Source organism: Chondromyces apiculatus DSM 436, from assembly GCF_000601485.1.
GTDB lineage: Bacteria > Myxococcota_A > Polyangia > Polyangiales > Polyangiaceae > Chondromyces > Chondromyces apiculatus.
In genome coordinates this window covers 86040-112273 of the sequence record NZ_ASRX01000033.1, presented here as the reverse complement: position 1 = coordinate 112273, position 26234 = coordinate 86040, and the positions used below count along the sequence as shown (strand labels likewise).

General features: G+C 72.0%; 23 protein-coding genes. 7 read left to right on the top strand and 16 right to left on the bottom strand.

Annotated elements, in window-relative coordinates; all coding sequences use genetic code 11:
* Positions 1–280: 280 nt before the first annotated feature.
* Positions 281–721, top strand: a complete 441-nt coding sequence (locus CAP_RS52460) for a hypothetical protein (RefSeq protein WP_044244129.1) — start codon at positions 281–283, stop codon at positions 719–721.
* Positions 722–799: 78 nt separating this feature from the next.
* On the opposite strand, the gene CAP_RS21750 is transcribed toward CAP_RS52460, so the two are convergent.
* Both CAP_RS21750 and CAP_RS21745 read right to left on the bottom strand, forming a co-directional pair.
* Positions 800–1930: a diacylglycerol kinase family protein gene (locus tag CAP_RS21750; RefSeq protein WP_044244128.1), complete on the bottom strand. Its 1131-nt coding sequence runs from the start codon at positions 1928–1930 to the stop codon at positions 800–802.
* Between the two features lie 46 nt (positions 1931–1976).
* Positions 1977–2339, bottom strand: a complete 363-nt coding sequence (locus CAP_RS21745) for a DUF3703 domain-containing protein (RefSeq protein ID WP_044244127.1) — start codon at positions 2337–2339, stop codon at positions 1977–1979.
* Positions 2340–2536: 197 nt separating this feature from the next.
* Here CAP_RS21745 and CAP_RS21740 point away from each other — a divergent pair, with 197 nt between their 5' ends.
* The 4 genes from CAP_RS21740 (at position 2537) to CAP_RS21725 (ending at position 8454) form a co-directional block, all read left to right on the top strand.
* A complete protein-coding gene (locus tag CAP_RS21740; RefSeq protein WP_044244125.1) occupies positions 2537–2959 on the top strand; it encodes a hypothetical protein in 423 nt (140 codons plus the stop codon).
* A gap of 354 nt (positions 2960–3313) precedes the next feature.
* Complete coding sequence (locus CAP_RS21735; protein WP_197041296.1) at positions 3314–3673, top strand: hypothetical protein; 360 nt, start codon at positions 3314–3316, stop codon at positions 3671–3673.
* A gap of 117 nt (positions 3674–3790) precedes the next feature.
* Positions 3791–5272, top strand: a complete 1482-nt coding sequence (locus CAP_RS21730) for an efflux RND transporter periplasmic adaptor subunit (protein WP_231511607.1) — start codon at positions 3791–3793, stop codon at positions 5270–5272.
* Complete coding sequence (locus CAP_RS21725) at positions 5272–8454, top strand: efflux RND transporter permease subunit (RefSeq protein WP_044244123.1); 3183 nt, start codon at positions 5272–5274, stop codon at positions 8452–8454. Before CAP_RS21730 ends, CAP_RS21725 begins: the two co-directional genes overlap by 1 nt.
* On the opposite strand, the gene CAP_RS21720 is transcribed toward CAP_RS21725, so the two are convergent.
* The 7 genes from CAP_RS21720 to CAP_RS21690 all read right to left on the bottom strand — a co-directional run bounded on the left by CAP_RS21720 (position 8439) and on the right by CAP_RS21690 (position 15628).
* Positions 8439–9083 carry a 3-keto-disaccharide hydrolase gene (locus tag CAP_RS21720; protein ID WP_052375630.1) on the bottom strand — a complete coding sequence of 215 codons (645 nt, stop codon included), beginning with the start codon at positions 9081–9083 and terminating at the stop codon, positions 8439–8441. The genes CAP_RS21725 and CAP_RS21720 overlap by 16 nt on opposite strands.
* An 83-nt stretch (positions 9084–9166) precedes the next feature.
* Complete coding sequence (locus CAP_RS21715) at positions 9167–9907, bottom strand: class I SAM-dependent methyltransferase (RefSeq protein ID WP_044244119.1); 741 nt, start codon at positions 9905–9907, stop codon at positions 9167–9169.
* 26 nt (positions 9908–9933) lie between these two features.
* On the bottom strand, positions 9934–10509 hold the full coding sequence (locus tag CAP_RS52455; protein WP_197041295.1) for a hypothetical protein: 576 nt from the start codon (positions 10507–10509) through the stop codon (positions 9934–9936).
* 162 nt (positions 10510–10671) lie between these two features.
* The gene (locus CAP_RS52450) at positions 10672–11475 is read right to left on the bottom strand and encodes a hypothetical protein (RefSeq protein WP_197041294.1); all 804 of its coding nucleotides are present in this window, start codon (positions 11473–11475) and stop codon (positions 10672–10674) included.
* Positions 11476–11692: 217 nt separating this feature from the next.
* On the bottom strand, positions 11693–12949 hold the full coding sequence (locus CAP_RS21700; RefSeq protein WP_044244116.1) for a hypothetical protein: 1257 nt from the start codon (positions 12947–12949) through the stop codon (positions 11693–11695).
* Between the two features lie 54 nt (positions 12950–13003).
* Positions 13004–14293 carry a hypothetical protein gene (locus tag CAP_RS21695; protein ID WP_044244115.1) on the bottom strand — a complete coding sequence of 430 codons (1290 nt, stop codon included), beginning with the start codon at positions 14291–14293 and terminating at the stop codon, positions 13004–13006.
* A 3-nt stretch (positions 14294–14296) separates the two neighbouring features.
* Positions 14297–15628 carry an MATE family efflux transporter gene (locus CAP_RS21690; RefSeq protein ID WP_044244114.1) on the bottom strand — a complete coding sequence of 444 codons (1332 nt, stop codon included), beginning with the start codon at positions 15626–15628 and terminating at the stop codon, positions 14297–14299.
* A 113-nt stretch (positions 15629–15741) separates the two neighbouring features.
* Between CAP_RS21690 and thiD the strand changes: the two genes are divergently transcribed.
* Positions 15742–16542, top strand: coding sequence for a bifunctional hydroxymethylpyrimidine kinase/phosphomethylpyrimidine kinase (thiD, locus tag CAP_RS21685; RefSeq protein ID WP_044244113.1), 801 nt, complete (start codon positions 15742–15744; stop codon positions 16540–16542).
* Positions 16543–16632: 90 nt separating this feature from the next.
* On the opposite strand, the gene CAP_RS21680 is transcribed toward thiD, so the two are convergent.
* Positions 16633–17223 (bottom strand): hypothetical protein, encoded by a 591-nt coding sequence (locus CAP_RS21680; protein WP_044244111.1) that lies wholly within the window; start codon positions 17221–17223, stop codon positions 16633–16635.
* A 357-nt stretch (positions 17224–17580) separates the two neighbouring features.
* Between CAP_RS21680 and CAP_RS21675 the strand changes: the two genes are divergently transcribed.
* A complete protein-coding gene (locus CAP_RS21675) occupies positions 17581–20628 on the top strand; it encodes an ArnT family glycosyltransferase (protein WP_044244109.1) in 3048 nt (1015 codons plus the stop codon).
* Between the two features lie 56 nt (positions 20629–20684).
* Here the strand turns inward: CAP_RS21675 and CAP_RS21670 are convergent, their stop codons facing one another.
* The 6 genes from CAP_RS21670 to CAP_RS21645 all read right to left on the bottom strand — a co-directional run bounded on the left by CAP_RS21670 (position 20685) and on the right by CAP_RS21645 (position 26111).
* A complete protein-coding gene (locus CAP_RS21670; RefSeq protein WP_044244108.1) occupies positions 20685–22052 on the bottom strand; it encodes a TolB-like translocation protein in 1368 nt (455 codons plus the stop codon).
* Positions 22043–22969 (bottom strand): TonB C-terminal domain-containing protein, encoded by a 927-nt coding sequence (locus CAP_RS21665; protein ID WP_156041016.1) that lies wholly within the window; start codon positions 22967–22969, stop codon positions 22043–22045. Before CAP_RS21665 ends, CAP_RS21670 begins: the two co-directional genes overlap by 10 nt.
* A gap of 4 nt (positions 22970–22973) precedes the next feature.
* Complete coding sequence (locus CAP_RS21660) at positions 22974–23432, bottom strand: biopolymer transporter ExbD (RefSeq protein ID WP_044244106.1); 459 nt, start codon at positions 23430–23432, stop codon at positions 22974–22976.
* 7 nt (positions 23433–23439) lie between these two features.
* The gene (locus CAP_RS21655) at positions 23440–24273 is read right to left on the bottom strand and encodes a MotA/TolQ/ExbB proton channel family protein (protein ID WP_044244105.1); all 834 of its coding nucleotides are present in this window, start codon (positions 24271–24273) and stop codon (positions 23440–23442) included.
* 169 nt (positions 24274–24442) lie between these two features.
* Positions 24443–24994, bottom strand: a complete 552-nt coding sequence (locus CAP_RS21650) for an OmpA family protein (protein WP_231511606.1) — start codon at positions 24992–24994, stop codon at positions 24443–24445.
* Between the two features lie 217 nt (positions 24995–25211).
* Complete coding sequence (locus CAP_RS21645) at positions 25212–26111, bottom strand: MBL fold metallo-hydrolase (protein ID WP_044244103.1); 900 nt, start codon at positions 26109–26111, stop codon at positions 25212–25214.
* Between the last annotated feature and the right edge of the window lie 123 nt (positions 26112–26234).

Sequence of the window (26234 nt, the reverse complement as noted above, 5' to 3'; positions counted from 1 at the left end):
GCACGGCAGCCTTGATCGCTTGCGGGACCTGCATAACGGCTCGGCCGCTCGGCTTCTGAAATGGAAAGAAGTGCGGTTCAGAGCTGGGTGCGGTCGTCGGTGCGGGGGTCGGGGGCGAGGGTACCGCTGTGGAGGGTGACGGTGATGGCGCGGAGGCGCCAGGCGATGGTGGCGTCGTAGAGGGGTCGGGAGCCGCGCGGGGGGTGTGGTTTGTGTGGCTGCCGGGAGGCGGGGAGCCGTAGGGTGGAGGGGTTGGCGAGGGCAGGCTCGGAGAGGCATCGTGGACGTCGACGGGGATGGCCGGCTCGATGCGCTGAGCCACGGGGCCTTCGAGGGGACCGAGTCTCCCTGCCACAGCGAGATCTCGCACAGGGTGCATGGGCCGCTGCTGCTGGTGCACGGGCTCCCGGGTGGGAGGTTCTCCTGGGACGATGCGGCGACGCACGCGGCGGCGAAGGTCGAATGCCCGGAGCGGCCCACGCGGATCATCGAGGACGACAGGTTGGCGGGCTCCGTCGACGCGCCCGACCGGAGGGTCGCGTGCGCGCGCCTGTGGGGGATGAGCACGGCGGAGATCAAGCAGCAGATTGCGCGTGATGGCCCGCTCGTCGTTCACAAGGAATGTGAGCCGGGGTGGTGTCCGTGCACCAATGGCCACTGCAGTGACGGGGGGTATCTCGCGACGTTTGCGAGCGCCGAGCCGCCGCTGATCCTGAGATAGCGCGCGGGAGTGGCGTCAGCGCAGCGACAAGGAGCGTCAGCGCAGCGACAAGGAGCGTCAGCGCAGCGACAAGGAGCGTCAGCGCAGCGACAAGGGGCGGCGGCGCGGGGGGAGGAAGTCGGGCATGTGGAGGTGGGGGCCGGCGGTGACGGTGAGGTCGTGGGCGTGGAAGCGCTCGCCGTCGAGGATGTAGGGGAGGCCGTGGGGGGCGCGGAGGCGGGCGGTGGTGACCAGGGTGTCGATGGTCCCCTGCCCTCCCAGCGGGAGGCCGCGGAGGACGCGGGTGACGCGGGGAGCGAGCTGCCGTGAGGGCAAGGGGGTGGCGACGAGGTGGGGGCGGTCGTGGTCCTCGGCCGCGCGGTGGGTGACGCGGAGGGAGAGGCCGAGGTCGGGGACGACGGAGACGACGATGAGCGACCAGGCGCCGGGGGCGAGGGTGCGGCCGTCGATGTCGAGGGTGCAGGGGAGCGGGTCGAGGACGCCACGGGCGTAGGGGTCGTCGAGGAAGGAGCCGGCGAAGATGCGGGTGGCGATCTTGAGGGCGGCGAGGTGACCGGGGTCGCCAGAGGCGTAGTAGTGGTCGAAGAAGCGGGCGACGAGGCCAGTGCCGAAGATGAAGCCGATGCGGGTCTCGACGGCAGTGGGGGTGAGGGCGCGGAGGTGAAGGGTGGGGCGCTGGATGAGCGCGGGCGGAGGGAGCGAGGGGTGGTAGCGGGCGAGGAGGCGGGCAAGGAGGCGCGCAGGGTCGCCAGAGATGCCCCAGTTGCGGGCGACGGTGGAGACGGTGCCGCCAGGGAGGAGGGCGATGGGGGGGAGCGCGGGGGAGAAGGGCGCGGGAGGCGCTGAGGGCGCTGAGGGCGCTGGGGGCCCTGGGGGCGCTGAGGACGCGGCGGCAGAGGCGTGAGGAGAAGGGCTCGCCTGCGAGGCAGAGGGCGGCGTGGCCGCAGGCGCTGAGGGCGCAGGGTGGGCGGTGGCGAGGGCGGTGGCGAGGGCGGTGATGCCGGCCATGTGGCTGCCGTCGCCGCCAGAGATGACGACGAGGTCGGTGCCGCGGGTGACGATGGTGCGGGCGACGTGGTGGAGGTCGGCGAGGGTCGTGGTGGTGTGGAGGGTGGCGCGGGAGGCGCAGACGGCGGCGATGCGGGCGAGGAGGGAGGGCCTCGCGCGGTAGGCGCGGGCGTTCCGGTTGACGATCACGTCGATGCGCATGAAGGGTGGGCGCATCTTGCCGGAGAAACGGCGGCCGGGAAGAGAATCAGGGGGCGGCGGAGGGGGGCTCGGGGTCGAGGAGGCGCTGGAGGTCGGGGGGGATGGGCATGGGCTTGAACATGCTGACGCTGGCGCCGCCGGTGTTGCCGGTGGGGTAGGTGCCGAGCCAGGAGGCGGGGGCGGCCAGGGCGAGGCGGATGAGCTGGCCGAAGATCTCGGTCGGGGAGCGGCGGCGGATGCCCCAGGCGAGCATGAGCCAGTGGGCCTGGACGTGGGGCCAGGCGCCCCGCTGGCCGAGGATGTGGGCGCGTTCGAGGTGGGGCCAGGCGGCGTCGAGGTCGCCGGCGGCCATGGCGGCGCGGGCGTGCGCGAGGGCCTGGTCGACATGCTGCTGGAGGGCGGCGTCCACGGGGGGACTGTAGCGCAGGCGAGGGGCGGGAGGGGCTGGCTGGCGAGGAGAGGAATGCGGGGCGGACAGGGTGATGCGGGAGGGGCGCGTAACGGTGGGTAGCAGGTGGGGGGCGGAGCAGGGTAGCCTGGGGGCGGTCGATGGTGAGGCGACGGCGGGCAAGCGTGAGAGGGCGGAAGGTCCGGCTGGTGGTCCGGATGCTGTCTGCGCTGGTGCTCGCGGTGTTCGTCGGGCAGTCGACGCTGGCGTTCGCGTTTCCGTGCCTGGGCGGGGGCTGCGGGGAGCCCTGCAGGGAGGAGCCTTGCGGGGATGAGGGCGACGCGCACGGGGATGAGGGCGACGCGCACGGGGATGAGGGCGACGCGCACGGGGACGAGGCGGGTGCACGCGGGGGGGATGACGGGCACGAGCACGGGGACGAGGGGCACGAGCGCTGTCCGTGTCCCATCGACTGCGGGGCGTCGTGTGCGGGGAGTGCGTTGCGCGCGGTGGCGCCGGCTGCGCTCGGGATGGTGATCGCGAGCCCTCTCGCGGGGGCGATGGTGTGGTGGTGCGAGGATCAGGGGCCGCCGGTCCTGGATCCGGGTGAGATCCTGCACGTGCCACGCGCGGTGGGGTGATCGCTCGGCGCGCCGTGCTCTGCGGTGAGCGCTGCGGGTCGCTGTGCGGTGCGGGTCGGGTCGGGCGCGCGCGAGGTCGCGTGGGCCAGGGTCCGGGTGCGCGTGCAGGGGCTGGCAGGGATCCGCAGGGGTGCTGAAGGCGGGATGCTGACGGGTACCGTGGTGCTCGTGGGCTGAGCGCAAGAGGCAGAGGCGCGGTCGAGGGGCTCGTGCGCGATGCAGGCGTGGGCCGGGGATCGCATGCGCGAGGGGTGCGCGGTCAAGGCGCGCGGCTCGGGTGCGTGCGCGCGGCTCGGGTGCGTGCGCGCGGCTCGGGTGCTTGGTGTTCGAGATCGTCTGGAAAGGAGCTGGAAAATGATGCGTTGGTTCAAGGTGTCGGTGGTTGCGGTGGTCGTGTTCGGTGCGGTGGGGTGCTCGAAGGCGCCCGGTGGGGAGGGGCAGAAGGAGGCGGCGACCGAGACGCGGTCCGGGGTGGCAAAGGAGGGGGCGGGAGAGGGGTCAGGGCACGCGGGGAAGGACGTGAAGCCCGGGTCGCACGAGGACTGGTGCGGGGAGCACGGGGTGCCGGAGTCGCAGTGCAGTCGGTGCAATCCGGAGCTGATTCCGGCGTTCAAGGCGACCGGGGACTGGTGCGAGGAGCACGCGCTGCCGGAGTCGCAATGCCTGAAGTGCAATCCGACGTTGAAGATCGTGCGGCCGCCGAAGGGGGCCTGAGGGCCTGAGGGCCTGAGATCCGGGGAGACCGGGAGGCGACGGGTGGAGCCGAGGCGGGCGCGGGCAGGGATGCGGATGGAAGCAATGCGGACGCGGGCAGGGATGCAGGTGGGAGCAATGCGGACGCGAGCAGGGGTGCGGCGCATGGGCGGGGGGCGCGCGCGGTGGTGCATGGCGTGGGCGCTCGCGGTGCTGGTGGTGGGGATGGCCTGCGGGTGCGCTCGGAGAGGTGGTGAGGAGCGGCAGGTTGCGGACAGGGAGGCGGTGGGGAGGGTCGGGGGAGAGGCAGCCGGAGAAGGCGCGCGGGAAGGTGAAGGGAAGGCTCGCGAGGGAGGCGAGACAGCAGGAGAGAAGGGGGCGGCAGAGGGGATGTGCAAGGAGCACGGGGTGCTGGAGGTGCTGTGCACGAAGTGCCATCCGAAGCTCGCGGCGGTGTTCCAGGCGAAGGGGGACTGGTGCGGAGAGCACGGGTTGCCGGAGTCGATCTGTCCGATCTGCCATCCGGAGCGAGGGGGGAAGCCGGCGGTGGAGGTGGGGGCGGATGGGGCGCCGGCGGATGGGTTGAAGGTGCGGCTGAAGAAGAAAGGGACGGCGGCGCAGGCAGGGATCGAGACGGTGAAGGCGGTGGTGCGGGAGGGCGCCGGGGGGGTGGTGACGACCGCGCGGGTGCTCTACGACGGGACGCGGCTCGCGCAGGTGAATGCGCGGTCGGCAGGGGTGGTGCGGGGGCTGAAGGCGGAGGTGGGGACGCGGGTGAAGAAGGGGGAGACGCTGGCGGTGATCGACAGCGCGGAGGTGGGGGCGGACCGGGCGAGGCTCGGGGCGCTGCGGTCGCGGGTGGAGGTGGCGGAGCAGCATTACCAGCGGGAGAAGGCGCTGCTGGAGGAAGGGGTGGGGTCGCAGAAGAGCGTGCTGGCAGCGCGGCAGGAGGTGGACGCGGCGCGGGGGGAGCACGCGGCGATCGCGGCAGCACTGTCGGTGCTGGGAGGGAGCGGAGGCGGGGCCGGGGGGTACACGCTGACGAGTCCAATCGCGGGGGTGGTGACGGAGAGGAATGCGACGATCGGGCGGATGGTGAACACGGAGCAGGTGCTCTTCGAGGTGGTGGATACGTCGTGGATGTGGGCGGAGCTGGAGGTGCCGGAGGGGGAGCTCTCGGTGGTGGCCGCAGGGCAAGGGGTGACGCTGACACTGGATGGGCTGCCAGGGCGGACGCTGAAGGGGGAGATCACGTACATCGCGCCGGCGGTGGATCCGCACACGCGGACGGCGCGGGTGCGGGTGCCGCTGGCGAATGAGGACGGGGCGCTGCGGGCGAACCTGTACGGGCAAGGGAGGATCGCGGCGGGGGTGCGGGAGGCGGTGATGGTGCCGGAGGCGGCGATCCAGCGGGCGAAGGGGGTGCTCGTGGCGTTCGTGAAGGTGTCGGAGGAGGAGTTCGAGACGCGGCGGGTGGAGATCGGGGTGCGGGAGGGAGGGCTGACGGAGGTGACGCGGGGGCTCCGGGCAGGGGAAGCGGTGGTGACGCAGGGGAGCTTTCTGCTGAAGACCGAGACCCTGAAGGAGAGCATCGGGGCGGGGTGCTGCGAGGTCGACTGATGTTGAACAGGATCATCGAGGTCTCGCTGCGGCACCGGCTGGTGGTGGTGCTGGTGTCGCTCGGGGTGGTGGTGGCGGGGGTGATTGCATTCCGGCGGATGCCGCTCGATGCATTCCCGGACACGACGCCGGTGCAGGTGCAGGTGAATACGGTGGCGCCAGCGCTGTCGCCGGTGGAGATCGAGCGGCAGATCACGGCGCCGCTGGAGCAAGGCATCGGGGGGCTGCCGGGGCTGACGGAGGTGCGGTCGCTGTCGCGGTTCGGGCTCTCGCAGGTGACGCTGCTGTTCGAGGACGGGACGGACGTGTACCTGGCGCGGCAGGTGGTGGCGGAGCGGCTGGGGACGGTGGCATTGCCCGGAGGAATCGGGCGGCCGGAGCTCGGGCCGGTGGCGACGGGGCTGGGGGAGGTCTTCCACTACACGGTGGAGGCAGAGGGGCGGGAGGAAGGCGGGGGCAGCGGAGCGCATGGGGGGAAGAGCCTCGCGGAGCTGCGGACGGTGCAGGACTGGATCATCAAGCCGCAGCTCCGGTCGGTGCGGGGCGTGGCGGAGGTGAATGCGTGGGGCGGGGATGAGCGGCAGGTCCAGGTGGTGGTGGACCCGGTGGCCCTGCATGCGCGGGAGCTGACGCTGGCAGCGCTGATCGAAGCGCTGGAGCGAAACAACGCGAACGTGGGCGGGGGGACGCTGGAGCAAGGCGGGGAGGCGAGCCTGATCCAGGGGGTGGGGATGGTGACGCGGGCGGCGGAGATCGAGGAGATCGTGGTGCGCGCGTTCGAGGGGGTGCCGGTGCGGGTGCGGGACGTGGCGCGGGTGCGGGAGGGGCGGGAGATCCGGCGGGCAGGGGTGACGGCGGATGGGCGGGGGGAGATCGTGCTGGGGCTCGGCTTCATGATGATGGGGGAGAACAGCCACGAGGTGACGGCGCGGCTGCGGGGGAGACTGGAGGAGATCAAGAAGACGCTGCCGGAAGGGGTGGTGGTGCGGGCGGCGTATGACCGGACGGAGCTGGTGGAACGGGTGCTCAAGACCGTGCGCACGAACCTGCTGGAGGGGGCGGCGCTGGTGGTGGCGGTGCTGTTCGTGTTCCTGGGGAACCTGCGGGCGGGGCTCATCGTGGCGACGGCGATCCCGCTGTCGATGCTGTTCGCGTTCGATCTGATGGTGCGGGCGGGGATCACCGGGAGCCTGATGAGCCTCGGGGCGATCGACTTCGGGCTGGTGGTGGATAGCTCGGTGATCATGGTCGAGAACGCGGAGCGGAGGCTCGCGGAAGACGGGGGGCGGCGGAGCGCGGTGGAGGTGGTGCGGGAGGCGGCGATCGAGGTGCGCAAACCGACGATGTTCGGGGAGCTGATCATCATGGTCGTGTACCTGCCGGTGCTGTTCCTGGAGGGGATCGAGGGGAAGATGTTCCGGCCGATGGCGCTGACGGTGATCTTCGCGCTGGCAGGGTCGATGGTGCTGTCGGTGACGCTGATGCCGGTGCTGGCGAGCCTGGTGCTGGGGCGCCGGAAAGCGGGGAGGAAGGCGACGGAGGGAGAGGGAGCGGGAGGGGATGCAGAGGGGGACAACCGGCTGGTGCGGTGGCTGAAGCGGGGCTACCGGCCGGTGCTGGGGATGGCGCTGCGGTGGCGGTGGGGGGTGCTGGGCGGGGCAGTGGTGCTGCTGGGAGGGGCGGGGGTGCTGGCGACGCGGCTGGGGTCGGAGTTCGTGCCGCGGCTGCAGGAGGGGGCGATCGTGATCAACACGGTGCGGCTCGCGGGGGTGTCGGTGGAGGAGTCGGTGCGGTACGGGACGCAGGTGGAGCGGGTGCTGCTCGCGGCGTTCCCCGACGAGATCGCGCGGGTGTGGACGAGGACGGGGACGCCGGAGGTGGCGACGGATCCGATGGGGATCGAGGTGTCGGACGTGTTCGTCACGCTGAAGCCGCAGGAGGAATGGCAGCGCGCGGAGACGCAGGAGGCGCTGGTGGAGGCGATGCAGGAGGCGCTGTCGGCCTTGCCAGGGATGCGGATGGCGTTCCTGCAGCCCATCGAGATGCGGGTGAACGAGATGGTGGCGGGGATCCGGGGCGACGTGGGGGTGAAGCTGTTCGGGGACGATCTGGAGGTGCTGAAGGAGAAGGCGCGGGAGATCGGGCGGGTGCTGGAAGGGGTGGAGGGGGCGGCCGACGTGGCGGTGGAGCAGGTGACGGGGCAGCCGGTGCTGCAGATCGAGGTGGACCGGGCGGCGATCGGGCGGCACGGGATCGCGGCGCGCGACGTGCTCGACGTGGTGGAGGCGCTGGGGACGCGGGAGGTGGGGGTGCTGCAGGAGGGGGAGCGGCGCTTTCCGATCACGGTGCGGATCGAGGATCGCTACCGGAAGGACGCGGAGAGCGTGGGGCGGATCCTGGTGACGGCGCCGGGCGGAGACCGGATCCCGCTGGCGCGGCTGGCGAAGATCACCCAGGTGGAGGGGCCGACGACGATCCAGCGGGAGTGGGGGAAGCGGCGAATCGTGGTGCAAGCAAACGTGAGGGGGCGGGACGTGGGGGGGTTCGTGCAGGAGGCGATGGGGGCCATCGCGCGGGTGGAGCTGCCGGTGGGCTACTACGTGCGGTACGGGGGGCAGTTCGAGCACCTGGAGGCGGCACAGGCGCGGCTTGCGGTGGTGGTGCCAGTGGCGCTGGGGCTGATCTTCGCGCTGCTGTACTTCACATACGGGCGGGTGCTGGACGCGCTGCGGGTGTTCTCGGGGGTGCCATTCGCGGCCGTGGGCGGGGTGGTGGCGCTGTGGGCGCGGGGGATCCCCTTCAGCGTGGCGGCCGGGGTGGGGTTCGTGGCGCTCTCAGGGGTGAGCGTGCTGGGGGACATGGTGCTGGTGTCGACGATCCGGCAGCTCCTGGCTCGGGGGGCGCCCATGCGAGAGGCGATCGAGGAGGCGGCGACGCAGCGGCTGCGGCCAGTGCTGATGACGGCGCTGGTGGCCGGGGTGGGGTTCCTGCCGATGGCGATGAACACCGGGATCGGGGCGGAGGTGCAGCGGCCGCTGGCGACGGTGGTGATCGGGGGGGTGGTGTCGTCGACGCTGCTGACGCTGCTGGTGCTGCCGGTGCTCTACGAGGTGACGCGACGGAGGGAAGAGAGGGCGGGCGCAGAGGGCGGCGCGGGACGCAGGCGTCAGCCGGGCTCGTAGCGGTCGGAGCCGCTGGGGGGGAGCCGCAGGAGCCAGATGTTGCGGAACTGGACGGGGTCGCCGTGGTCCTGGAGGCGGAGGGGGCCCGGGGTGAAGACGTGGGGGTCGAGGGCGCCCGCGGTGGGGGTGCGGAGGACGGCGTTGTTGTGAATGACGACGCCGTTGTGGAGGAGCGTCAGGCGGGCGGGTTCGAAGAGGTCGCCAGGGTGGGGGCGAGCGGCGCGGAAGACGATGTCGTACGATTGCCAGGTGAGCGGGGGGAGCGTGGCATTGGTAAGGGGGGCGATCTGGTCGTAGACGGCGCCGCAATCGCCGGTGCCTGGAATGGCGATGCCATGGGAGTCGAGGATCTGGATCTCGTAGCGGCCCTGGATGTAGACGCCGCTGTTGGCCCTGGCCTGTCCTCGGGCGTGAGGGAGGTGAGGGCAGCGGAACTCGAGGTGGATGAGGGCGTCGTCGGCGTGGACGCGGGAGAGGAGGTCGCCCGCGCCGCTGACGACCTCGAAGGCACCGTCGTGGACCTTCCAGCGGGCAGGGGTGCCGTCGAGGGAGGTGAAGGCGCGGAGGTCGTGGCCGTCGAAGAGGATCTCGGCGGCTGGGGGCGCGGTGCGGTCAACAGGGGAGGTCATGGAGGCGGGAGAGATCGCACGGGGGCGCGGCGAGGGCGAGCTGGCTGCAAGGGCGGGCGCGGGGGTGAGAAAGGCTCGCGCGGTCAGCGGCGGGCGCGGATGCAGAGGAAGACAGGGGAGAGGGAGAGTTCGGCGTGGAGGCGCGGGTCGACGGCCTTCATCTCGGGCAAGGGGAGCGGTTCGAGGGTCCGGTCGAGGATCCAGCCGGCGTCGGCGAGGGCGTTGAGGATCTCGGCGAGGGGGCGACGGTAGGATTCGATGAAGGGGCGGGGCTCGCCGAAGCCGCTCCAGTGGAGGCCGAAGCGGCGGCGCTCGTGGTAGGGGGCGTCGCCGCGGATGGCGTCGTGGAGCCAGTCGCCCATGGGGTGGGCCATGGAGAAGGTGAGGGTTCCGCCAGGGCGGGTGACGCGGTGGAGTTCGCGGAAGGCAGGCGTGAGGTGCTCGACGTAGTCGAGGGCGAGGGCGCAGATGGTCTTGTCAAAGCGGGCGTCGTCGAGCCAGTCGAAAGGGGCGGAGAGGTCGCCGAGGGTGAAGTCGGCCGGGAGGCCCTGGCAGCGCTCGCGGGCGAGGGAGACCATCTCGGGCGTGACATCGAAGCCGTGCACGGTGGCGCCGCGGCGGGCGATGATCTCGCTGGTGATGCCAGGGCCGCAGGCGGCGTCGAGGACGTGGAGGCCCTGGACATCGCCGAGGAGGGACAGGGTGGCCGGACGCTCGTAGAGGCCGTTGTGAGGCTTGGTGGGGGCGATGGCGGCGTAGCGCGCGGCGAAGGCGGCGTAAGAGCGGCGGGCGATGGGTTCAGCGGGGTCTCTGTCGTCGGTCATGAGGTTCCTTGTGCCGGTGGAGACCCTCAACGGGCGCTGAGGGACCCGCCTTGCACGCCGCCTGTGCCCCCTGCCCCGCCTGCATTCCCCTGCCCTCCCCCACCTGCCTGGCCCCCGCCTCCCGTACCGCCTGCGCCTCCCTGGCCTGCGCCTCCCCCACCGCCAGCGCCACCCTGACCCGCGCCCGCACCTCCCGTGCCCCCAGCGCCACCCTGACCCGCGCCCGCACCTCCCGTGCCCCCAGCGCCACCCTGACCCGCGCCCACGCCTCCCGTACCACCCTGCCCGGCACCGCCTGTGCCTCCCTGACCCGCGCCTGTGCCGCCAGAGCCGCCAGAGCCGCCATTGCCGGTGCCACCTGCGCCACCATTGCCGATGCCTCCGGCGCCGCCATTGCTGACAGCACCAGCGCCGCCGTCACTCCCCCCGCTCCCCGGCGCGCCGCCATTGCCAGCACCACCGCTGCCAGGCGCGGCCGACGAGGTGCTGCCTCCCGAGCCTGTCGCGTCAGGCTTGCGAGGAACCAGCCCTCCATCGAGGCAGCCAGCGAGGACCAGGAGCAGCGCTCCCAGAGCAGGCGTGAAGAGCTGCGCGTGAAGCATGGTCCACAGACATAGTGAGCAGCCGCCAGGCCGTCAAACGTTTGACCTGCACCGACCGTGCAGGCGACACCGAGCGGGGCAGGGAAATTTTACCGGCTGCCGGGGGCGGGTTCTCCGCTGGGCTGAACGGGAGCGCCAGCGCGAGGCGACCGTGGGTAGGGATCAGAACTGGCCGCGCACGGTGAAGCTGCCAGGACCCACGAGCAGGGTGGCCTGGGGAGGGGCAGGCTCGGGAGGGGTCGCAGGGTCGATGACGGGGACCTTCCTGGCGCCGATCACGATGAGGGGGATGCCTCCGCCGATGGCGACCAGGCCACCGATGATGAGGGCCGCGGCCCCACCATCATCCCCCCCCGTATCTCCGCAGGAGCAGTAGCCGCTGGAAGGGCACGCGCAATCCACACTCTGGTACGAGAAGAGCATGAGCGACCCCAGTGTGGTGGCGAGGGCACCCCCGGAGACGAGCACGATGCCACCGACCATCATGCCGATGCTGCGGCGTTTCATGGTGATGGGAGGTCCCTGGGAGCCGTCGGTGTCGTAAGCCTCGTAGCCGGGGGGCGGATAGCCATAGCCCGGGGGAGGGTAACCATAGCCAGGAGGGGGCTGGCCGTAGCCCGGCGGTGGGTAGCCATAACCGGGAAGCGGCTGGCCATAACCGGGAAGCGGCTGGCCATAACCGGGAGGCGGCTGGCCCGGGGCTGGAGGAAGGGGGGCCATGGCGGCAGGCGGGGCAGCCGTGGCGCCGGCAGCGTGAGGGGCTCCCGCGGAGGGGGCACGGTCGGCGGGGAGCTGGTCGGGGGCTCCGGCAGGGGCTGGCGCAGACGCGGGTGCGGGAGGGGGTAGCGGGGGCAAGGGCTGCGCGGACCGGGGCTGCGCGGGCTGGGCGGAGAGGTCGCCCGTGAAGGCGAGGGAGGACGCCAAGAGGGAGGCGCCGAGAAGCGCCAGCGGAAGGATGCGTGCCACGGGACAAGGAGACGCGGCACGGGTTCGGCCGTCAAGCTGCTGGGCGGTTCGGGCGCGGCAGGAAGCGTGCGGGGCGCGAGGTGCGGGGCGCGAGGTGCGGGGCGCGAGGTGCGGGGCGCGAGGTACGGGGTGCGGGGTGCGGGGCGGCGGGCATGCCGCGGAGGAGAGGCGTGGAGCGCGTGCAGCGACGGCGATGGCGCGCGCAGCGACGGTGGGCTCAGCGGAGGGCGCGTTCGAGCGTGGTGTCGTCCAGCTCGTCTTCGGCGGCCTGTTCGAGGGCGATGCGGAGGTCATCGTCGGCCGAAGATTCGGCGGCGATGCGGATGCGCGTCCGGGCCTCGGGGTGGGAGGCGCTGCGGAGGGCGAGCGCGGCTCCGATGCGGCGGTCCGGAGGGGCTACGGGGTCTTCGAGGGCGGCAAGGAGATCGTCGGGGGTGAGGGGGGGGGCGCGGTAGCCGGGCTCCACGTGGAGCAGGGCGCCGAGGGCGGTGCGCCACTCGGAGAGGGGGCGGCCGTGGCGTTCGAGGGCGGGCGCGGCACGGGTGGGATCGCGCTGCTCGAGAGCCTGGGCCTCGCGGATGCGGCTGTGGAGGTTCTCCAGGATGTGGGGGAGCGCGCGGAGGCGAACAGGGCGCCCCTGTCGACGGAGGAGCAGGAGCTCGGTCTCGGAGCCGGAGAAGGAGACGACGATGTCGGTGAGCTGGGCGTAAGCGATCCACTGGCTGCGGAAGGGGCGCCGGATGCGCAGGCCATCTCGCCCGACGGTGACCTCGACGGGGCGCGCGGCGTGGCGCACGAAGGCCGCGGTGAGGAGGCCCGCGAGGATCCAGCCAGCGTCGACGGCGGGGTGGTCGACGTCGAAGAGAGACATGAAGATGGTCGACCAGAGGATCATGGACATGGGCAGGGCGGCGAAGCCGGCGGCGATCTGCTGGTTGGGGCTGCCGAGGAGGATGGAGACGCGGCGGTGGCGCGCGTTGAGGGAGAGCAGGGAGAGGAGGCGCTCGCCGTCGCGCTCGTGGGGGAAGTCGAGCTCGAGATCCTCGCCGGTGGTGAGGCGCAGCTCGACGCGGGCTCCGTGAACGGGGGAGATCATGCCCTCGGTGATGCGGGCGCGGGGGATGACGCGCTCGCGGCGGCCGCGCACGAGGCGGAGGGCGTCGGGGGTGGCGATGAGGCGCGCAGGGCTCGGGGCGAAGCCGGACGACGAGACGAGCCCCGCGCCCACGACGGCGAGGCCGATGGCGATCTGGATGCTCGTGCCGAAGAGGTCGAGGGTGCTCCCGCCCTCGGTGAGGAGCGCGGGGGTGCCGAGGAGAGGGTGGAGGAGGGTGGAGACGCAGGCGAGGCCGAGGGGGAGGAAGAAGGCGAGGAGGGCGGCGATACCGAACCCGTGGCCGACGCGGGGGAAGCGGCGGGCGACGCGGGGGCACTGGACGTCGAGGGGCGGGGCGGTCTCGGGGTCGGCGGGCATGCGGCTCCAGGAGAGTGTGCGCCGCGGAAAGGGGTGAGGCGAGGGCGAGGCGCGTCAGCGGGTGAGGCGGTCGAGGGTCGGGAGGTCGAGCTCGGCTTCGGCAGCCTCTTCCAGGGCGGCGCGCAGGGTGTCGTCGGCAGACGCTTCGGCGGCGATGCGGATGCGCGCGCGGGCCTCGGGGTGCTCGGCGATGCGCAGCGCGATGGCCGCCCCGATGCGGCGCTCCCGGGGGGCCTGGGCGTCGGCGAGCGTGGCGAGGACGTCCTCGGAGGTGAGGCCACTCTGCCGGTAAGCGCCCCTGGCGAGGAGCTTGCGGAGGTCGGCGCGGAAGGCATCGAGGCCGCGGCCACCGCGCTCCAGAAGCTCGGTGGACCGGGCCTCGGCACTTCCGGTGGCGCCAGCATCCCTGGCAGCCCGGATGCGCTTGGCCAGGCCCTCGGCCACGGCTTCGGGCAGGCGAAGCTCGATGACCGGGGAATCGCTGTCACGGGGGTAGAAGGTGAGCGCGTCGAAGGCCGCGCTGGCCTCCTGCAGCTCGGCGAAGGGAATCCAGGTGTTCTTGAAGCGGTGCTCGACGAGCACGCCGTCACTCCCGATGACGACGCGGGTGGGGCGCACCAGGCGGCGGAGGGCCCAGACGGTGGCCATGGCCAGGATCACGGTGATGGGAAGGCCGAGGTTCCTCAGGTCGAGGAGCGGGGCGGCCGTGCTCCCCATGGCGAACATCGTCTGGGAGACGATGGTGGTGACCACGCTCCAGAGCATCGCGGCAGCAGGAAAACCGAGACAGCCAGCGGCGAGCTCGCGGTGGGCGCTGCCGACGGAGACCGCGACCCGGCGGCGCTCGGGACCAGCGCCGAGGGAGTCGAGGACGTGCGCGGCATCTTCCTCCTGCTGGAGGGCGATCGAGAGGGTGCGGCCTGCGGTGAGGTTGAGGTCGAGCCGGGGGATGGCGTCAGGGACGACGATCCCACCCTGGATGACGCGGCGGGGAATGAGCCGGGTACGGCCATGTGCCGTGAGGTGAAGCCCCTGTTCGTCGGCGCGGAGGGTGGTCGTTGCGCGCAGGGAGACCTGGATGAAGGAGGCAAGGAAGGCGACGGGCGCGAGGAGGAGGGCGATGACGATGCCCCAGCCCAGCCCATCCAGGGAGAGCCTCTCCAGCAGCCCCAGGGTGGTCGTGCCGAACGAGGAACGGGCGAGGGAGAACACGACGTAAGCCCCGGAGGGCAGCAGGAGGGCGAGGGTGGTGAGCAGGGCGAGCAAGTGCGCGAGGCCCGGGTAGCGGTGGACCAAGCGTTCGGTGGTGAGCTGCACCTCGGGGCGCGTGGAAGGAGAGGGCACAGGTCAGCGGGTGAGGCGGGCGAGGGTGGGGAGGTCGAGGTCGGCTTCGGCTGCCTCTTCCAAAGCGACACGCAGGGTGTCGTCGGCGGTGGTGTCGGCGGCGACGCGGATGTGCTCGCGGGCGTCGGGGTGATCGGCGATGCGCAGGGCGAGGGCGGCGCCGATGCGGCGGGCCGACGGAGAAGAGGCGTCGTCGAGGATGAAGAGGGCGTCCTCGGGGGTGAGCGAGGCGGCGGCGCGGTAAGTCCCGGGGGCGAGGAGGCGGCGGAGGTCGTCGCGCCAGGCGGTGACGTCGCGGTCGCCGCGTTCGAGCGCCTCGGTGCCGCGGGGAGTGTCGGACGGGACCGCGCGCATGGCCTGGACCTCGGAGATGCGACGGGCGAGGGCGTCGACGAGGTCGGCAGACATGGGCAGGTCGAGGGTGCGGGTGGCGGGCTTGCGAGGTTCGGTGCCGTCCTGTGGGCCGTGTGATGCGCTTTGCTCGGCGCTTTCCCGCGCGCCAGGCACCGCGGCGCCCCCGGTGTAGAAAAGGCGCAGGCGGTCGTCGCAGCGCTGCACGCGGGTGAGGTGCGCGTGGGGGATCCAGCGGCGGGTGAAGGGGCGCTCGGCGAGGATGCCGTCGCTGCCGACGGTGACGCGGGTGGGGCGGGCAGCGCGGTGGAGGAGCAAGGTCGCGAGGAGCGTGCCGAGCACGAGGCCCGCAGGGACCCAGGAGCCGCCATGGCCGGCGGAGGCGAGCGTCATGACGAGGAGCGAGCACCCCAGAAACGAGAGCGGTAGGCCGATGCACCCGGCGGCGAGCTGCCGGTTGGGGGTGCCGAGGGTGACGGCGACGCGGCGGAGGCTCGGCCCGAAGCCGAGGGCGGCGAGGAGGCGGACGCCATCGTCCTCGCGCTGCAGGTTCACGTGGACGAAGCGCTCGCCGCGGAGGCGCAGCTCGACGCGGGGGCGATGGCCGGGGACGAGGATGGCAGTCTGGATCTCGGCGCGGGGGATGTGGCGCCGACCGCCGTCGAGGACGCGGAGGCCGTCAGGACCCACGGCGATGCGCGCAGGGCGCTGGCTACCCCTGAGAATGCTGGTCGCGGAGACGCTGAGCACGACGAGGACGAAGGCGGCGAGTATCCCCGGCGCGATGAGCCTGAGGCATGCCTCGCTGAGATGGTGGAAGGGGTCGTCGTCGAAGAAGCGGGCGAGCTGGAAGCAGAAGCTCAGCAGCATGGGGAGCGTGGCGCTGAGCAGGGAGAGGATGCCGAGGGCGCGGCCGAGGCCCTGGTGGCGCTGGCCGATGCGTTCGGCCGTGAGCTGCACCCCAGGTCTCGCGGAAGGCTGCATCCGTCGCGAGTGTCAGGGCGCGCCGCGCAGGGGACAAGGCCTGTGGGAGGGGCCACGTGCGCAGCGGGCGCTCTTGCGCTGAAGAAACAGGTGGCGCAGGGTGCGCGGCCAGCATGAAGGGACGAGTGCTCATCGTGGCGGGGTCCGACCCGGGGGGCGGCGCGGGCATCCAGGCAGACCTCAAGGCGGTGACGGCCCTCGACGCCTACGGGGCGACCGTGATCACCGCGCTGACGGCGCAGAACACGCGCGGCGTCTTCGGGGTGCACGCGCCCCCGGTGGCGTTCGTGGCGCAGCAGATGGAGCTGGTGCTCGAAGACATCGGGGCCGACGCGATCAAGACCGGCATGCTCCACGCGGCCGACGTGATCGAGGTGGTGAGCCGGACCCTGGACCGGATGGCGCCGGGCGTGCCGCTGGTCGTGGACCCGGTGATGGTCGCGAAGGGCGGCGCGCGGCTCCTGCAGCCCGAGGCCGAGGGGGCGATGCGCACCCTGCTCCTGCCGCGGGCGACCATCCTGACGCCGAACCTGCCCGAGGCCGAGGCGCTGCTCGGCGAGCGCATCGAGGGCGTCGACGGGATGCGGAGGGCGGCCAGGGCGCTCCAGGCGATGGGGCCTGCGGCCGTGCTGCTGAAGGGCGGACACGCCGAGGGGCCGGTGGTGACCGACGTCCTGCGCACCGCGGAGAGCGAGACCATCTTCGAGGACCCGCGCATCGAGACGCGGGCGACCCATGGCACCGGGTGCACGCTGGCGTCGGCCATCGCGGCGGGCCTGGCGCAGGGGCTGGCCGTGGGGGCAGCCGTGGCGCGGGGGCGGCGCTACCTGCGGGAGGCGATCCTCACGGCCCCGGGGCTGGGCCACGGGCACGGCCCCCTGAACCACGCGCACACCGTGAGGCGCTTCGACTGAAGGCGACCTCGCGGCACCGGTGACGACCGGCTGAGTGGCTCGGCCAGGAGCTGAACGCAGGGTGAAGGGGATGACCCCCGGGGTGGGTGGTCAGGGAGTCAGGGTTGAGGCCTGGGTGATCCAGGTGCCGTCGAGGCTCTGGGTGGAGCGTTCGCGGCAGGCCGCATCCGCAGGCTCATCCTGCACGGTGATCGCGCCGGACCCCTGGCCCAGGTGGAGGGTGCCCTGCCACACCAGCTCCGGGCCGCCCTGCGCGTCCGTGACGTCACGCAGCACGCGCAGCACGACGGGCCCCGCCGGGACTGCGGGCACCTTGATCGCCACGTCATAGGCGCAGGTCCCCTCGCAGCGGCCCGAGGTCTCGGGCGCGTCGACCTCGGTGAGCTCGATGAGGCTGTCGACCCGTTCGACCCGGGCGCCGCGGCGGCCGCAGCAGCCGAGGAGCACGCGGGCGTCGGCGAGGACGAGCGTCTCCGTGCTGGCGTCGTGCTGCCAGCGGAGGATCTCGGCGGCGCAGTAATCGCCCTCGCTGTCGGAGGCGAGGCGCTGCGCGGGATTGGCGAAGCCACCGCGCTCGCTCAGGATCTCTTCGGGGATGGAACCGGATGCGTCGCAGCCCAGGCCGCCGAGGAGGCTCCCCACGGCCACGATCACGCCGCGCATGTTGGTGGACCAGGTCATGACTTCTCTCCGCGCCGCCGCGCCTGCAGGGCCGTCGTCCTGCGGGCCGGCGTCACCGATGGGACGCGAGCCGCTCCGGGACGATGCAACCCACCTGCCAGAGTGAGGCCGAATCTAGTGAGGTGTTCCCGGGCGGGCCAAAGAAGCGGCAGTGAGTGCCGGTCGCACCAAGGTAAGGCGGTCCCGGGTTCTGGAAAGGGGGGCCCTTCCCCGGAGAACGGCGCCCGCGCGCGCGTCATTCCAGCGGCAGCGCGCCGTTCTGGAGCGGAGTCAGCGCGCCGTTCTGGAGCAGCCGGGACGGCGCAGGGCTCAAAAGGCCGGTGGCGTCCGGGAGCGCGGTACTAGGATGCGCCGCCGATGGGTCACGAGATCTTTCTTGCTTCGGTTTCAGCGATCCGCGAGCGGCTGCCGCTCCTCGTGGGGCTCCTCGCCATGGTGGCGGGCGCCTTCGCAGCAGAGAAGGCGCTCACGAGGCGCCTCGACGAGACACGGCGCCGCTGGGTCTACCGGGCGGCCTGCCTGGGTGCAGTGGTCCTGGGACTCTGGTTCGGCTGGAAGCTGGTGTTCCTGTGCGATGACGCCTTCATTTCGTTCCGGTACGCGCAGAACCTCGCCGAGGGCCACGGGCTGGTGTGGAACCGGGGCGAGTGGGTGGAGGGCTACACCAACTTCCTGTGGACCGCGGCCCTCGGCGGCGCAGGCTGGCTGGGCCTGGACATCCCCACGGTGGCGCTCTTCGGGTGCCTGATCTCCTTCGCCCTGGCGCTGGTGACCGTGGCGGCCACCGTGCGTCGCCTCGCCCCCGAGCCCCCTGCCCTGCCGTTCGCGGCGCTCACGCTCGCGGCAGCGCAGCCGTTCTACACGTTCGCCAGCTCGGGCCTGGAGACCATGCCCGCCGCGACGCTGGTCATCGCCGCGGTCTGGCTGAGCACGCGCCGTCGTGGCCCTCTGCTCGCGGGCCTCTCCCTGACCGCGGCCACCTTGATGCGCCCCGATCATGCCCTCTTCTACGGGTGCTTCGGGGTGACGCTGGTGATCGAGGACCTGATCCACGGGAGCGGGCGGCCACTGTGGCGCCGCCTCGACCTGCGGCGGTACATGACCTACGCCGCGCCGTTCCTGCTGATCTACGTCCCCTACTTCCTGATCCGCTGGCGGGTGTACGGCGACATGTTCCCGAACACCTACTACGCCAAGCTGGGAAGCTCGGCGTACTGGAAGCAGGGGTTCCTCTATGCGGGCCACTTCCTGGGCGCCTCGGGGGCGTGGGCGTGGCTGCCCGCGGCGGCCCTCGCCCTGCTCGGGAAGCCGAGGAACCGCGAGGAGACGCGCGCTCGGGTGTTCGCCCTGCTCGTGGTGCCGGTGTTCGCGCGGTACGTGATCAAGGTCGGCGGCGACTTCATGGAGTACCGCTTCTTCGTCCCGCTCCTGCCCGTGCTGGCCGTGGCGGTGGAGGTGTCGCTGCGGTGGCACCTGGCGCTGGCGACGCGCGCGTGGTGGAAGCGGCTCACCGTGGGGGCGATGGTCGCGGGCGTGGCGGCGGCGCTCCTGCCGGTGCGCCTCATCCCGGGGAACACCGTCCGCTGGGGCATCGCCATGGAGCCCAGCTACTACCGCGTGAAGGGCGTCTTCCCCATCGTGCTCGCCAGCGGGTTCTTCGGCTCCGGCAAGCGTTACCGCAAGTTCTTCGCCGACCAGGGCGCCGACGTGCCCGTGGCGGCGAACGGCATCGGCATCCTCGGCTACTACTCGCGGCTTCCCATCATCGACGTCTTCGGGCTGACCAATCGCAACATCGCCCACAAGGAGGTCACGAAGCGCGGGCGCGCGGGCCACGAGAAGGCGGCCACCCCCGAGGAGCTGATCGCGGAGGGCGCCATCCTCGACGTGAAGCACCGCGCCGACCCCTCCTTCGAGAGCGCCGCGGTGGTGCGCTTCGGGTCCGACAAGCTCTACTTCACCCGGCTCGACCCGGTGTGGCACGAGCGGCTGTCGAAGCTCCCCGGCGTGCGGGTGCCGCAGCCCGAGCGGGACGTCGAGCAGTACGTGAAGGGCATGTCACGCGAGCGCGCCCTCGCGGCGGCGAGGTTCTACGGCAAGTTCCTGGAAGGGAACCCGGTGCGCGAGAAGGTGCTGGCGCGGCTCGCGCTCCGGCTGGGCGCCGTGGCGGACTTCGAGGAAGAGACCTTGCCGGCGAACGCGACCCGCACCGGAGAGGCGCTGCGCGTGGTGCAGGGGGCGCGGCCACCGGGGGCCTCGGGCCGAGGGTGGCTGAGCTCCATGCCTGCGCCGACGGCCGTCCCGGAGAAGCGTCCCCCTGCGGTCGAAGAGCGCGCAGACGTGGACCGGGGCGACGACGACAACCAGGGCACGGACGACGGCAAGGACACGGACGTCGACAGGAACACGGACGTCGACAGGAACGCGGACGCCAAGGGCGCGAACGCCGACAAGGGCGCGAACGCCGACAAGGGCGCGAACGCCGACAAGGGCGCGAACGCCGACAAGGGCGGCCAAGGCGCGGACGACGGCAAGGGCGCAGAGGCCGGGAGCGGGACTGGCACGCTGGAGCTGGCGCTCGGGACGCTGAAGGCGGCGGAGCTGCGCTTCCTGCTGGGCGGCACGACGTCTGACAGGATCACCGTGAAGCTCCTCGTGAACGGCGAGGTGGCGCACCAGGTGAAGCCGTCCAGCACCGAGCGGCTCGACCCCGTCTCGCTGGATCTGAGCCACGAGCAGGGGAAGGAGGCGGTGCTGCGGATCGAGGACGCCGACCCCACCCCGGGCGCTGGCGTGCTCGTGGATGCCATCTACTTCCCGCCCCCGGAGTGGGACGTGCGCGACCGGATCCGGGACCTGGATCCTGCCCGCACCCCCGCCACGGGCGAGCTGCTGCACGAGGCAGAGGCCACCTTGCCGCTCGGCGACCCGGACCGCGAGGCCCTGGAGGCGCTGATCGCGACGCGCTGGAGCCTCGACACGCTCCCCGAGGGCTCGACCGTGACCGGGAAGGCGTTCGGCCCGGGCACGGTGAAGGGCAAGCTCCCGACCCAGATGCCGATCGTCGGCATGGAGGGCACCGGGTTCGTGAACAGCTTCCACGGCAAGGACGCCTTCACCGGGAGAATCGTCCTGCCCGAGATCGAGATCCCCTCCTTCCCCATCTCGGTGCTCGTGGGCGGCGGCAGTGATTGCCTGAAGACCTTCGTGGGCCTGGAGGTCGACGGGAAGATCGTCTCGCGCGCCTGCGGCAAGAGCGACGAGGAGCTGCGCCCCGCGTCCCTGAAGACGGAGAAGATGGCCGGCAGGCGCGGCCGGATCGTCATCGTCGACGACACGGACGAGCCCTGGGGCCACATCATCGCCGATGACGTGGTGATCCCGCGCAATCCCGCGGCGCCCTGATCTCCGGCGCTCGCCGGGAGAAGCCAGGGCGGCGCCGGGTCAGTGCTTCATCGGGATCAGTTCTTCACTTCGACGCCCTTGCCGGGCGGCAGCGGGTCCCACCGGAGCGAGTCTCCGGTGAGGTTCGAGATGCGCTTCGGCCGCAGCCCGTCCACGCGCATCACGTAGAGGCCGGGGCCCTCGCCGGACTTGCGGGTCGAGAAGAACGCCACGAGGCGCCCATCGGGGCTGCACGCCGGGTAACCGTTGCTTCCCTGGCTCTGCGTCAGCCGGGCCAGCCCGCCGCCCGTCTCGCCGGAGGCCACGAGGTCCGTCTGCTTGCCCACGCCCACCGCGAAGATGGCCTTGATCCCGTCGGGGTGGTTGCAGAACGTCGGCGCGGACGCGAAGAGGCCATCGGGGGAGATGGGCTTGCCGTCCACGAAGATGCGCTGGCTGTACTTGCCCTCGCCCGCGAACGCGAGCTTGCCGCTCGGCGTGAACGCCGGGTGGAGCGCCATGCCAATGGGGGACGCCGGCTTGAGGCTGCCGAAGTCGGGCCCCGTGAACACCTGGATGGTCGAGCCCACGCCGATGGATGCAGCCACCTGCGCGCGGTCTTTGGAGAACGCCAGCCCGTACACGGACCCCTTCACGGACAGCGGCATCGGCCCCTGCCCGGACGCGGTGTACACCCGGTACTCCTCGCCGCGTCCGCTTCCCGCGTAGAACAGCGCGTCGCCCTTGCCGAACGCGGGCGCGATGGCCACCCGGTCGGGCGGCGACATCGCCTTCGCGTCGTGGCCGTCGGCGTCGATGGTGAACACCCGGCGCAGCGAGCCCGAGCCGGAGGCGAAGGTCATGTGGCTGGCGAAGCCGCCGTTCTGGCCGGTGAGCGCGCCGATGACCAGGTCGGCGAGGCGGTGCGACTCGGACCGCAGGTCGGCGAGGGGGACCTGGAAGCGGCGGTCGAAGACGGCCTTGTCGCCGTAGCGCACCAGGTACGCCTGGGCCCGCAGCTCGGCCTTGTCGGCGGAGAGCTTCTTGCCGGTGAGCTTCACGACGGCCTCGACGCCCTTCTGCGACCAGGCCTTCACGTCGACCGGTGAGTCGGAGAGGTACAGGCCGTCGGGGGCCTTGTCGTCGTCCAGCACCTCGAACTCGCCGCAGAGGTCGAGGTCGCGCCGGACCACGGAGCGCAGGGTGACGTCCTCCATGTCGCTCGCCAGCGAGGGCAGGATGCCGACCTTGGGCAGGGGGCGGGTCGCGCCCGCGACGACGGTGATGTGGCCGAGCAGCTCGTCGGGGTTCGGGGGCTTGTCACCGCCGGCAGACGCCGGCGGCGTTCCCTGCGGCGTTCCCTGCGCGAAGGACGACGGCGCGGCGGCGGCGAGGACGGCGCACGCGGAGGCCACGAGGGCGGTGCACCAGCGGACTAGTCGCATGATTTCTCCGTGCAGACGAACGTGACGCCGATCGATTTGCTCCCGAGGTCCGGGTAGTTCTCGGGCGGCGACGGGAGGGACTGGCCCCGGGCGCCTTCCAGGGTGGCGCGCGCCGCGGCGTCGAACGCGGCGTTGCCGCTGGGGTTCAACGTGTAGCTCTGCATCGTGCCTCCGGAGAGCACGATCACGGCGCTCGGCTTGTACTTGGTCAGCTCCTCGGGAGGCAGGCCCGAGCCGCCCACGCGGAAGCGGCTGGAGAACCAGGAGCGCACCCGGGCGAGGTACAGGTCCACCGCGCGCGCCTTGAGGGGGTCGGTCTCGGTCCCCTCGGCGACGCCGTCGGAGTGCCCCTCGGTGTCGACGTTGGCCACCTCCACGTCGATCGCGGCGTCGAGGATGACCTCGACCTCCTTGGCGACCTCCGCATCCGGCTCGGGGATCTCGGTGCCGGCGTCGGCGACCTTGATCTCGGGCGCGGGGATGTCCTTCTCTTCCTTGCTGGCCTTGGGTGTCACGAACGCTTGCTGTTCGACGCGCGGCTTGGGGGTTTGCTTCACCCAGCGGTCGGGCAGCTTGTAATTCACCTTCTTGCCGCCGAGCTTCAGCGCCGGGGCGTCCAGGTCCAGCACCGGGATCACCCGCACCGGCTTCTCGGATCCCTTGTCGAGCTCCGGGATCTCGGCGGGGCGGTTGAGGTCGGCCATGGAGATGGCGACCGCGGCCCCCACCTGGATGGCCAGCCCCACGAACAGCGCCACCGCCAGGTCCAGGGGGCGGATGTCGCTGCGCGGGCGCGGAGCAGCACCGACAGGGCCGGCGCCAGCAGGACCGGCACCAGCAGGACCGGCACCAGCAGGACCGGCACCGTGGCTCCCCTGCGGCGCCCGGGGGTTCGCGTCGCTTCCCGCGTGGCTCATGGGCTCAGGGCTTGGCCGGAGCCGGCGCGGCCCCGGCGCTGTCGGCGCCCTCGATCTCGGGCTCGACGAGGAGGTTCAGGCCCTCGACGCCTGCCGACCGCGCGGCGGCGACGACCCGGGCCACGGCCCCGTAGCGGGCGTTCTTGTCGGCGCGGATGTACAGCTCCTTCTCCTTCTGCACCCGGCCGTTCTGAGCGAGCACGTCTTCCACGTTCGCTGTGACGTCGTCCTCCCCGAAAAGGATCTTTTCTTCCTTGGTCACGGTGACGACGAGCTTCGTGTCCTTGGTGGGCGCCTCCTTGGCCTCCACGTTCGGCAGCTCGACGCGCAGGCCCGCCGTGATGAGGGGCGCCGTCACCATGAAGACGACGAGCAGCACCAGCATCACGTCCACGAGGGGCGTGACGTTGATGTCGGTGAACCCGCCGCCGCGCCGCCTTCTTCCGCCGACCGAGACGCCCATGGTGACCTCAGCGCCCCTGCCCGGCAGATCCCCCAGGAGGGGGCGGGGGGCGGTTGGTGCTGACCTGGCGCAGCGGGATGGGGGCCGTCTCGCGCAGGTCGCGCTCGGCGTTGACGCTCGGGAAGGCAGGTGCCCCCGCAGCCGCCCCTGCGACCGCGCCCGCGACCGCCGCCGGCTGCGCCGAGGTCTCGGCGGCCACCGCCACCCAGCCGTCGGCCGCAGCCTCCACGCCGGAGAGCAGGTCGTCCACGCGCTTGTTGAGGGCGTTGTACGCGACGAGCGCCGGGATGGCGGCGAACAGGCCGATGGCCGTGGCGATGAGGGCCTCGCCGATGGCTGGCGCCACGACGGGGAGCGCGGCGCTCTTCTGCTGACCGATGCGGAGGAAGGCGTCCATGATCCCGTACACCGTGCCGAAGAGGCCGATGAACGGCGACGCCGTGGCGATGGACGCGAGGGCCGGCATCAGGAAGCTGGCCCGCTGCGACTCGGTGACGATGGCGCGCTTCGCCACCGACTCCAGGAGCTTCACGCTCCCGCCGCGGCGGCTCAGCTCCAGGACCACGCGCCCGCCGGGAGCGTCGGGGTTCCGCTGCGCCAGGGAGAACAGCGCGTCCGCGGTGTGGGCGTGCGCCGCGTCCTTCTCGAAGCGGGCCTGGGCCATGGAGAGGCGGCTGATCTGGATGAGCTTCAGGACCGTGATCACCCAGACCAGCACCGCCGCGGCGATGAGCATCCACACGACCACGAACACCGGGCCGGAGGAGTGGAGGACCAGGGAGACCGGGTCGAGCTTGATCGGGACGGCCTGAGCGGCTTCGGGGGCGTTCTGCAGGGCCATGAATTCCTGGGGGGGTTCGACCAGCGGGAGCCGTGGGATCCGCGTGCCGGGATCCCGTTTCGTATCACAGGCGCGCGGCGCTCCTCGCGGAGAACGAGGGGTGCTCGCGCGCGACCTGGCAGCGCGACCTGCGCGGGCCTGTGCGACCCGCGCGGGCTGCGCGAACCGCCTACTCGGCCAGGAAGACCTCGACCTTGCGATCCCGGGCCCAGCCCTCGTCGTCGACGCCGGTGGCCTCGAACTCCCCCTTCGAGGTCGTCGCAATTCGCGACGCTTCCATCCCCTTCTTGCCCAGGTACTCCCCCACGCTCCCGGCGCGCTTGTGCCCGAGGGCGAGGTTGTACTCGGTCTCGCCGCGCGGGTCGGCGTGCCCGACGAGGCGCATGTTCTTGCCCTTGAGAGGCCCGCTCACGAAGCAGCGCGCCAGCGCATCGAGCGCGGTCGCCGCGGGCCCCTCGATGGACGTGGAGTCGAAGGCGAACCGCGCCTGGGGGATGTCGCCGCAAGCCTTGAGGATCTTGTCCTCGATCTGGACCGAGCCGCTGGACGGCGTGGCCGTGTCCACCTGCTTCGGAGGCACGGCCGCCGTGGGCACCGCGTTCGCGGTGGGGACACCCGTGTCACCGCCCGTCTTGGCGGGCGGCTGCGGGTCGGAGCCACATCCGACCGCGGTAGCAGCGAGGAGGGTCACGGAGAGGATCAGCGCAGGCTGCGTTCTCATGCGGAGGCGGTACCACGCGAAGCGCGCATGTGCACAAATTTGGGCTACCAAAAGAACCACGGACGGTCGTTTCCGGGGCGCGCCGTTTCAGCAGAAGCGTACGGGCGGAAGGACTCTCCTGACGGTGCGCACTGCAGTTCCAACCCGACGGGCGCCACGACATGGAGAGCCGCGTCACACGAGCTTCACAAGGGGACGCAGGACGCGCGCCTGTCGCTCAGGGCGCCGGGAACGCCGCCGCGCACGAGTACTCGAGCATCACCGGAAGCTTCAAGTCGGGGTACCTGGCGAGCATCTCCTCCTCGGCGTCGCTCGCCGTGCTGCTCTCGGCGACGACCTCATCGAAGTCGCGGATGTAAGCCGCGGTCGTGTCGAGCAGCGCGGGCGCGTCGTCGTTGCCGGGCGCCTTGTGGCCAGCCACGACGGCCGTGGGCGCGAGCGCCTTGATCGTCTCCAGGTTGCGCAACCAGCCCTGCCGGTGCGCCGCGTCCGCGTCCGCGAGCCACACGTGGGTGCCGGCGTAGACCATATCCCCGGCGATCACGGCGCCGGTCGAGGGGAGGTGAAGGACCGTCGCGTGCTCGATCTCGCCGGGCTCCAGGGCCACGAGGTCGATGCGCTGGCCGTCGAGCTCCAGGTGGTCGCCGTCGAAGGGCTCGGCCACGCGCGGCGCGGAGGTGAGGTCGTCGCCGTAAACGGGCTTCCACTGCGCCAGCTTCTGCGGCCCGAGCGCCTTCATCTGGTCGACCACCTCCGGTGACGCGAGGACCTCGGCCTCGGGGAAGCGCTCCTGGATGACCTCGACGCCGAAGTAGTGGTCGGGGTGCGCGTGGGTGATGAACACCGTCCGCAGGTCCTTGCCGGTGGCCTCGATCATGTCCGCGAGCTTGCCCGCGTCGCTGAGGGTGAACTGGGCGTCGACCAGCACGGCGTCGGTCTCGCCGAGGATCAGGGTCGAGGAAGCGTAGAACCCGCCCTCGGAGCCGGAGAAGGTCTGGAGCGAGAGCGGCGTCGTGTCCCCGTCCTCGGGGGACCCGCCCTCGCTGTCGGAGGACCCGCAGGCGGTGGTCAGGGAGGCGAGGAGGGCGAGGCTGCACGCGATGAACGAAGGGCGCATGGATCACATCCTTGAGGCGTGAAAGGTCGGAGTTTCGCGTTGGAGGAGCGCGCGGAGGAGCGCGCGGTAGGGGCCGCGCTCCGGCGTCGTTCCTGGTGCCCCTGAAGGTGCACCCGCGGCGCG

Bases quoted from the DNA above. Each gene is read 5' to 3' on its own strand.
- CAP_RS21750 (WP_044244128.1), bottom strand. From the start codon at position 1,930: ATGCGCATCGACGTGATCGTCAACCGGAACGCCCGCGCCTACCGCGCG.
- CAP_RS21740 (WP_044244125.1), top strand. From the start codon at position 2,537: ATGCTGTCTGCGCTGGTGCTCGCGGTGTTCGTCGGGCAGTCGACGCTG.
- CAP_RS21735 (WP_197041296.1), top strand. From the start codon at position 3,314: ATGATGCGTTGGTTCAAGGTGTCGGTGGTTGCGGTGGTCGTGTTCGGT.
- CAP_RS21730 (WP_231511607.1), top strand. From the start codon at position 3,791: ATGCGGACGCGAGCAGGGGTGCGGCGCATGGGCGGGGGGCGCGCGCGG.
- CAP_RS21725 (WP_044244123.1), top strand. From the start codon at position 5,272: ATGTTGAACAGGATCATCGAGGTCTCGCTGCGGCACCGGCTGGTGGTG.
- CAP_RS21720 (WP_052375630.1), bottom strand. From the start codon at position 9,083: ATGACCTCCCCTGTTGACCGCACCGCGCCCCCAGCCGCCGAGATCCTC.
- CAP_RS21715 (WP_044244119.1), bottom strand. From the start codon at position 9,907: ATGACCGACGACAGAGACCCCGCTGAACCCATCGCCCGCCGCTCTTAC.
- CAP_RS52455 (WP_197041295.1), bottom strand. From the start codon at position 10,509: ATGCTTCACGCGCAGCTCTTCACGCCTGCTCTGGGAGCGCTGCTCCTG.
- CAP_RS21700 (WP_044244116.1), bottom strand. From the start codon at position 12,949: ATGCCCGCCGACCCCGAGACCGCCCCGCCCCTCGACGTCCAGTGCCCC.
- CAP_RS21690 (WP_044244114.1), bottom strand. From the start codon at position 15,628: ATGCAGCCTTCCGCGAGACCTGGGGTGCAGCTCACGGCCGAACGCATC.
- thiD (WP_044244113.1), top strand. From the start codon at position 15,742: ATGAAGGGACGAGTGCTCATCGTGGCGGGGTCCGACCCGGGGGGCGGC.
- CAP_RS21680 (WP_044244111.1), bottom strand. From the start codon at position 17,223: ATGACCTGGTCCACCAACATGCGCGGCGTGATCGTGGCCGTGGGGAGC.
- CAP_RS21675 (WP_044244109.1), top strand. From the start codon at position 17,581: ATGGGTCACGAGATCTTTCTTGCTTCGGTTTCAGCGATCCGCGAGCGG.
- CAP_RS21670 (WP_044244108.1), bottom strand. From the start codon at position 22,052: ATGCGACTAGTCCGCTGGTGCACCGCCCTCGTGGCCTCCGCGTGCGCC.
- CAP_RS21665 (WP_156041016.1), bottom strand. From the start codon at position 22,969: ATGAGCCACGCGGGAAGCGACGCGAACCCCCGGGCGCCGCAGGGGAGC.
- CAP_RS21660 (WP_044244106.1), bottom strand. From the start codon at position 23,432: ATGGGCGTCTCGGTCGGCGGAAGAAGGCGGCGCGGCGGCGGGTTCACC.
- CAP_RS21655 (WP_044244105.1), bottom strand. From the start codon at position 24,273: ATGGCCCTGCAGAACGCCCCCGAAGCCGCTCAGGCCGTCCCGATCAAG.
- CAP_RS21650 (WP_231511606.1), bottom strand. From the start codon at position 24,994: ATGAGAACGCAGCCTGCGCTGATCCTCTCCGTGACCCTCCTCGCTGCT.
- CAP_RS21645 (WP_044244103.1), bottom strand. From the start codon at position 26,111: ATGCGCCCTTCGTTCATCGCGTGCAGCCTCGCCCTCCTCGCCTCCCTG.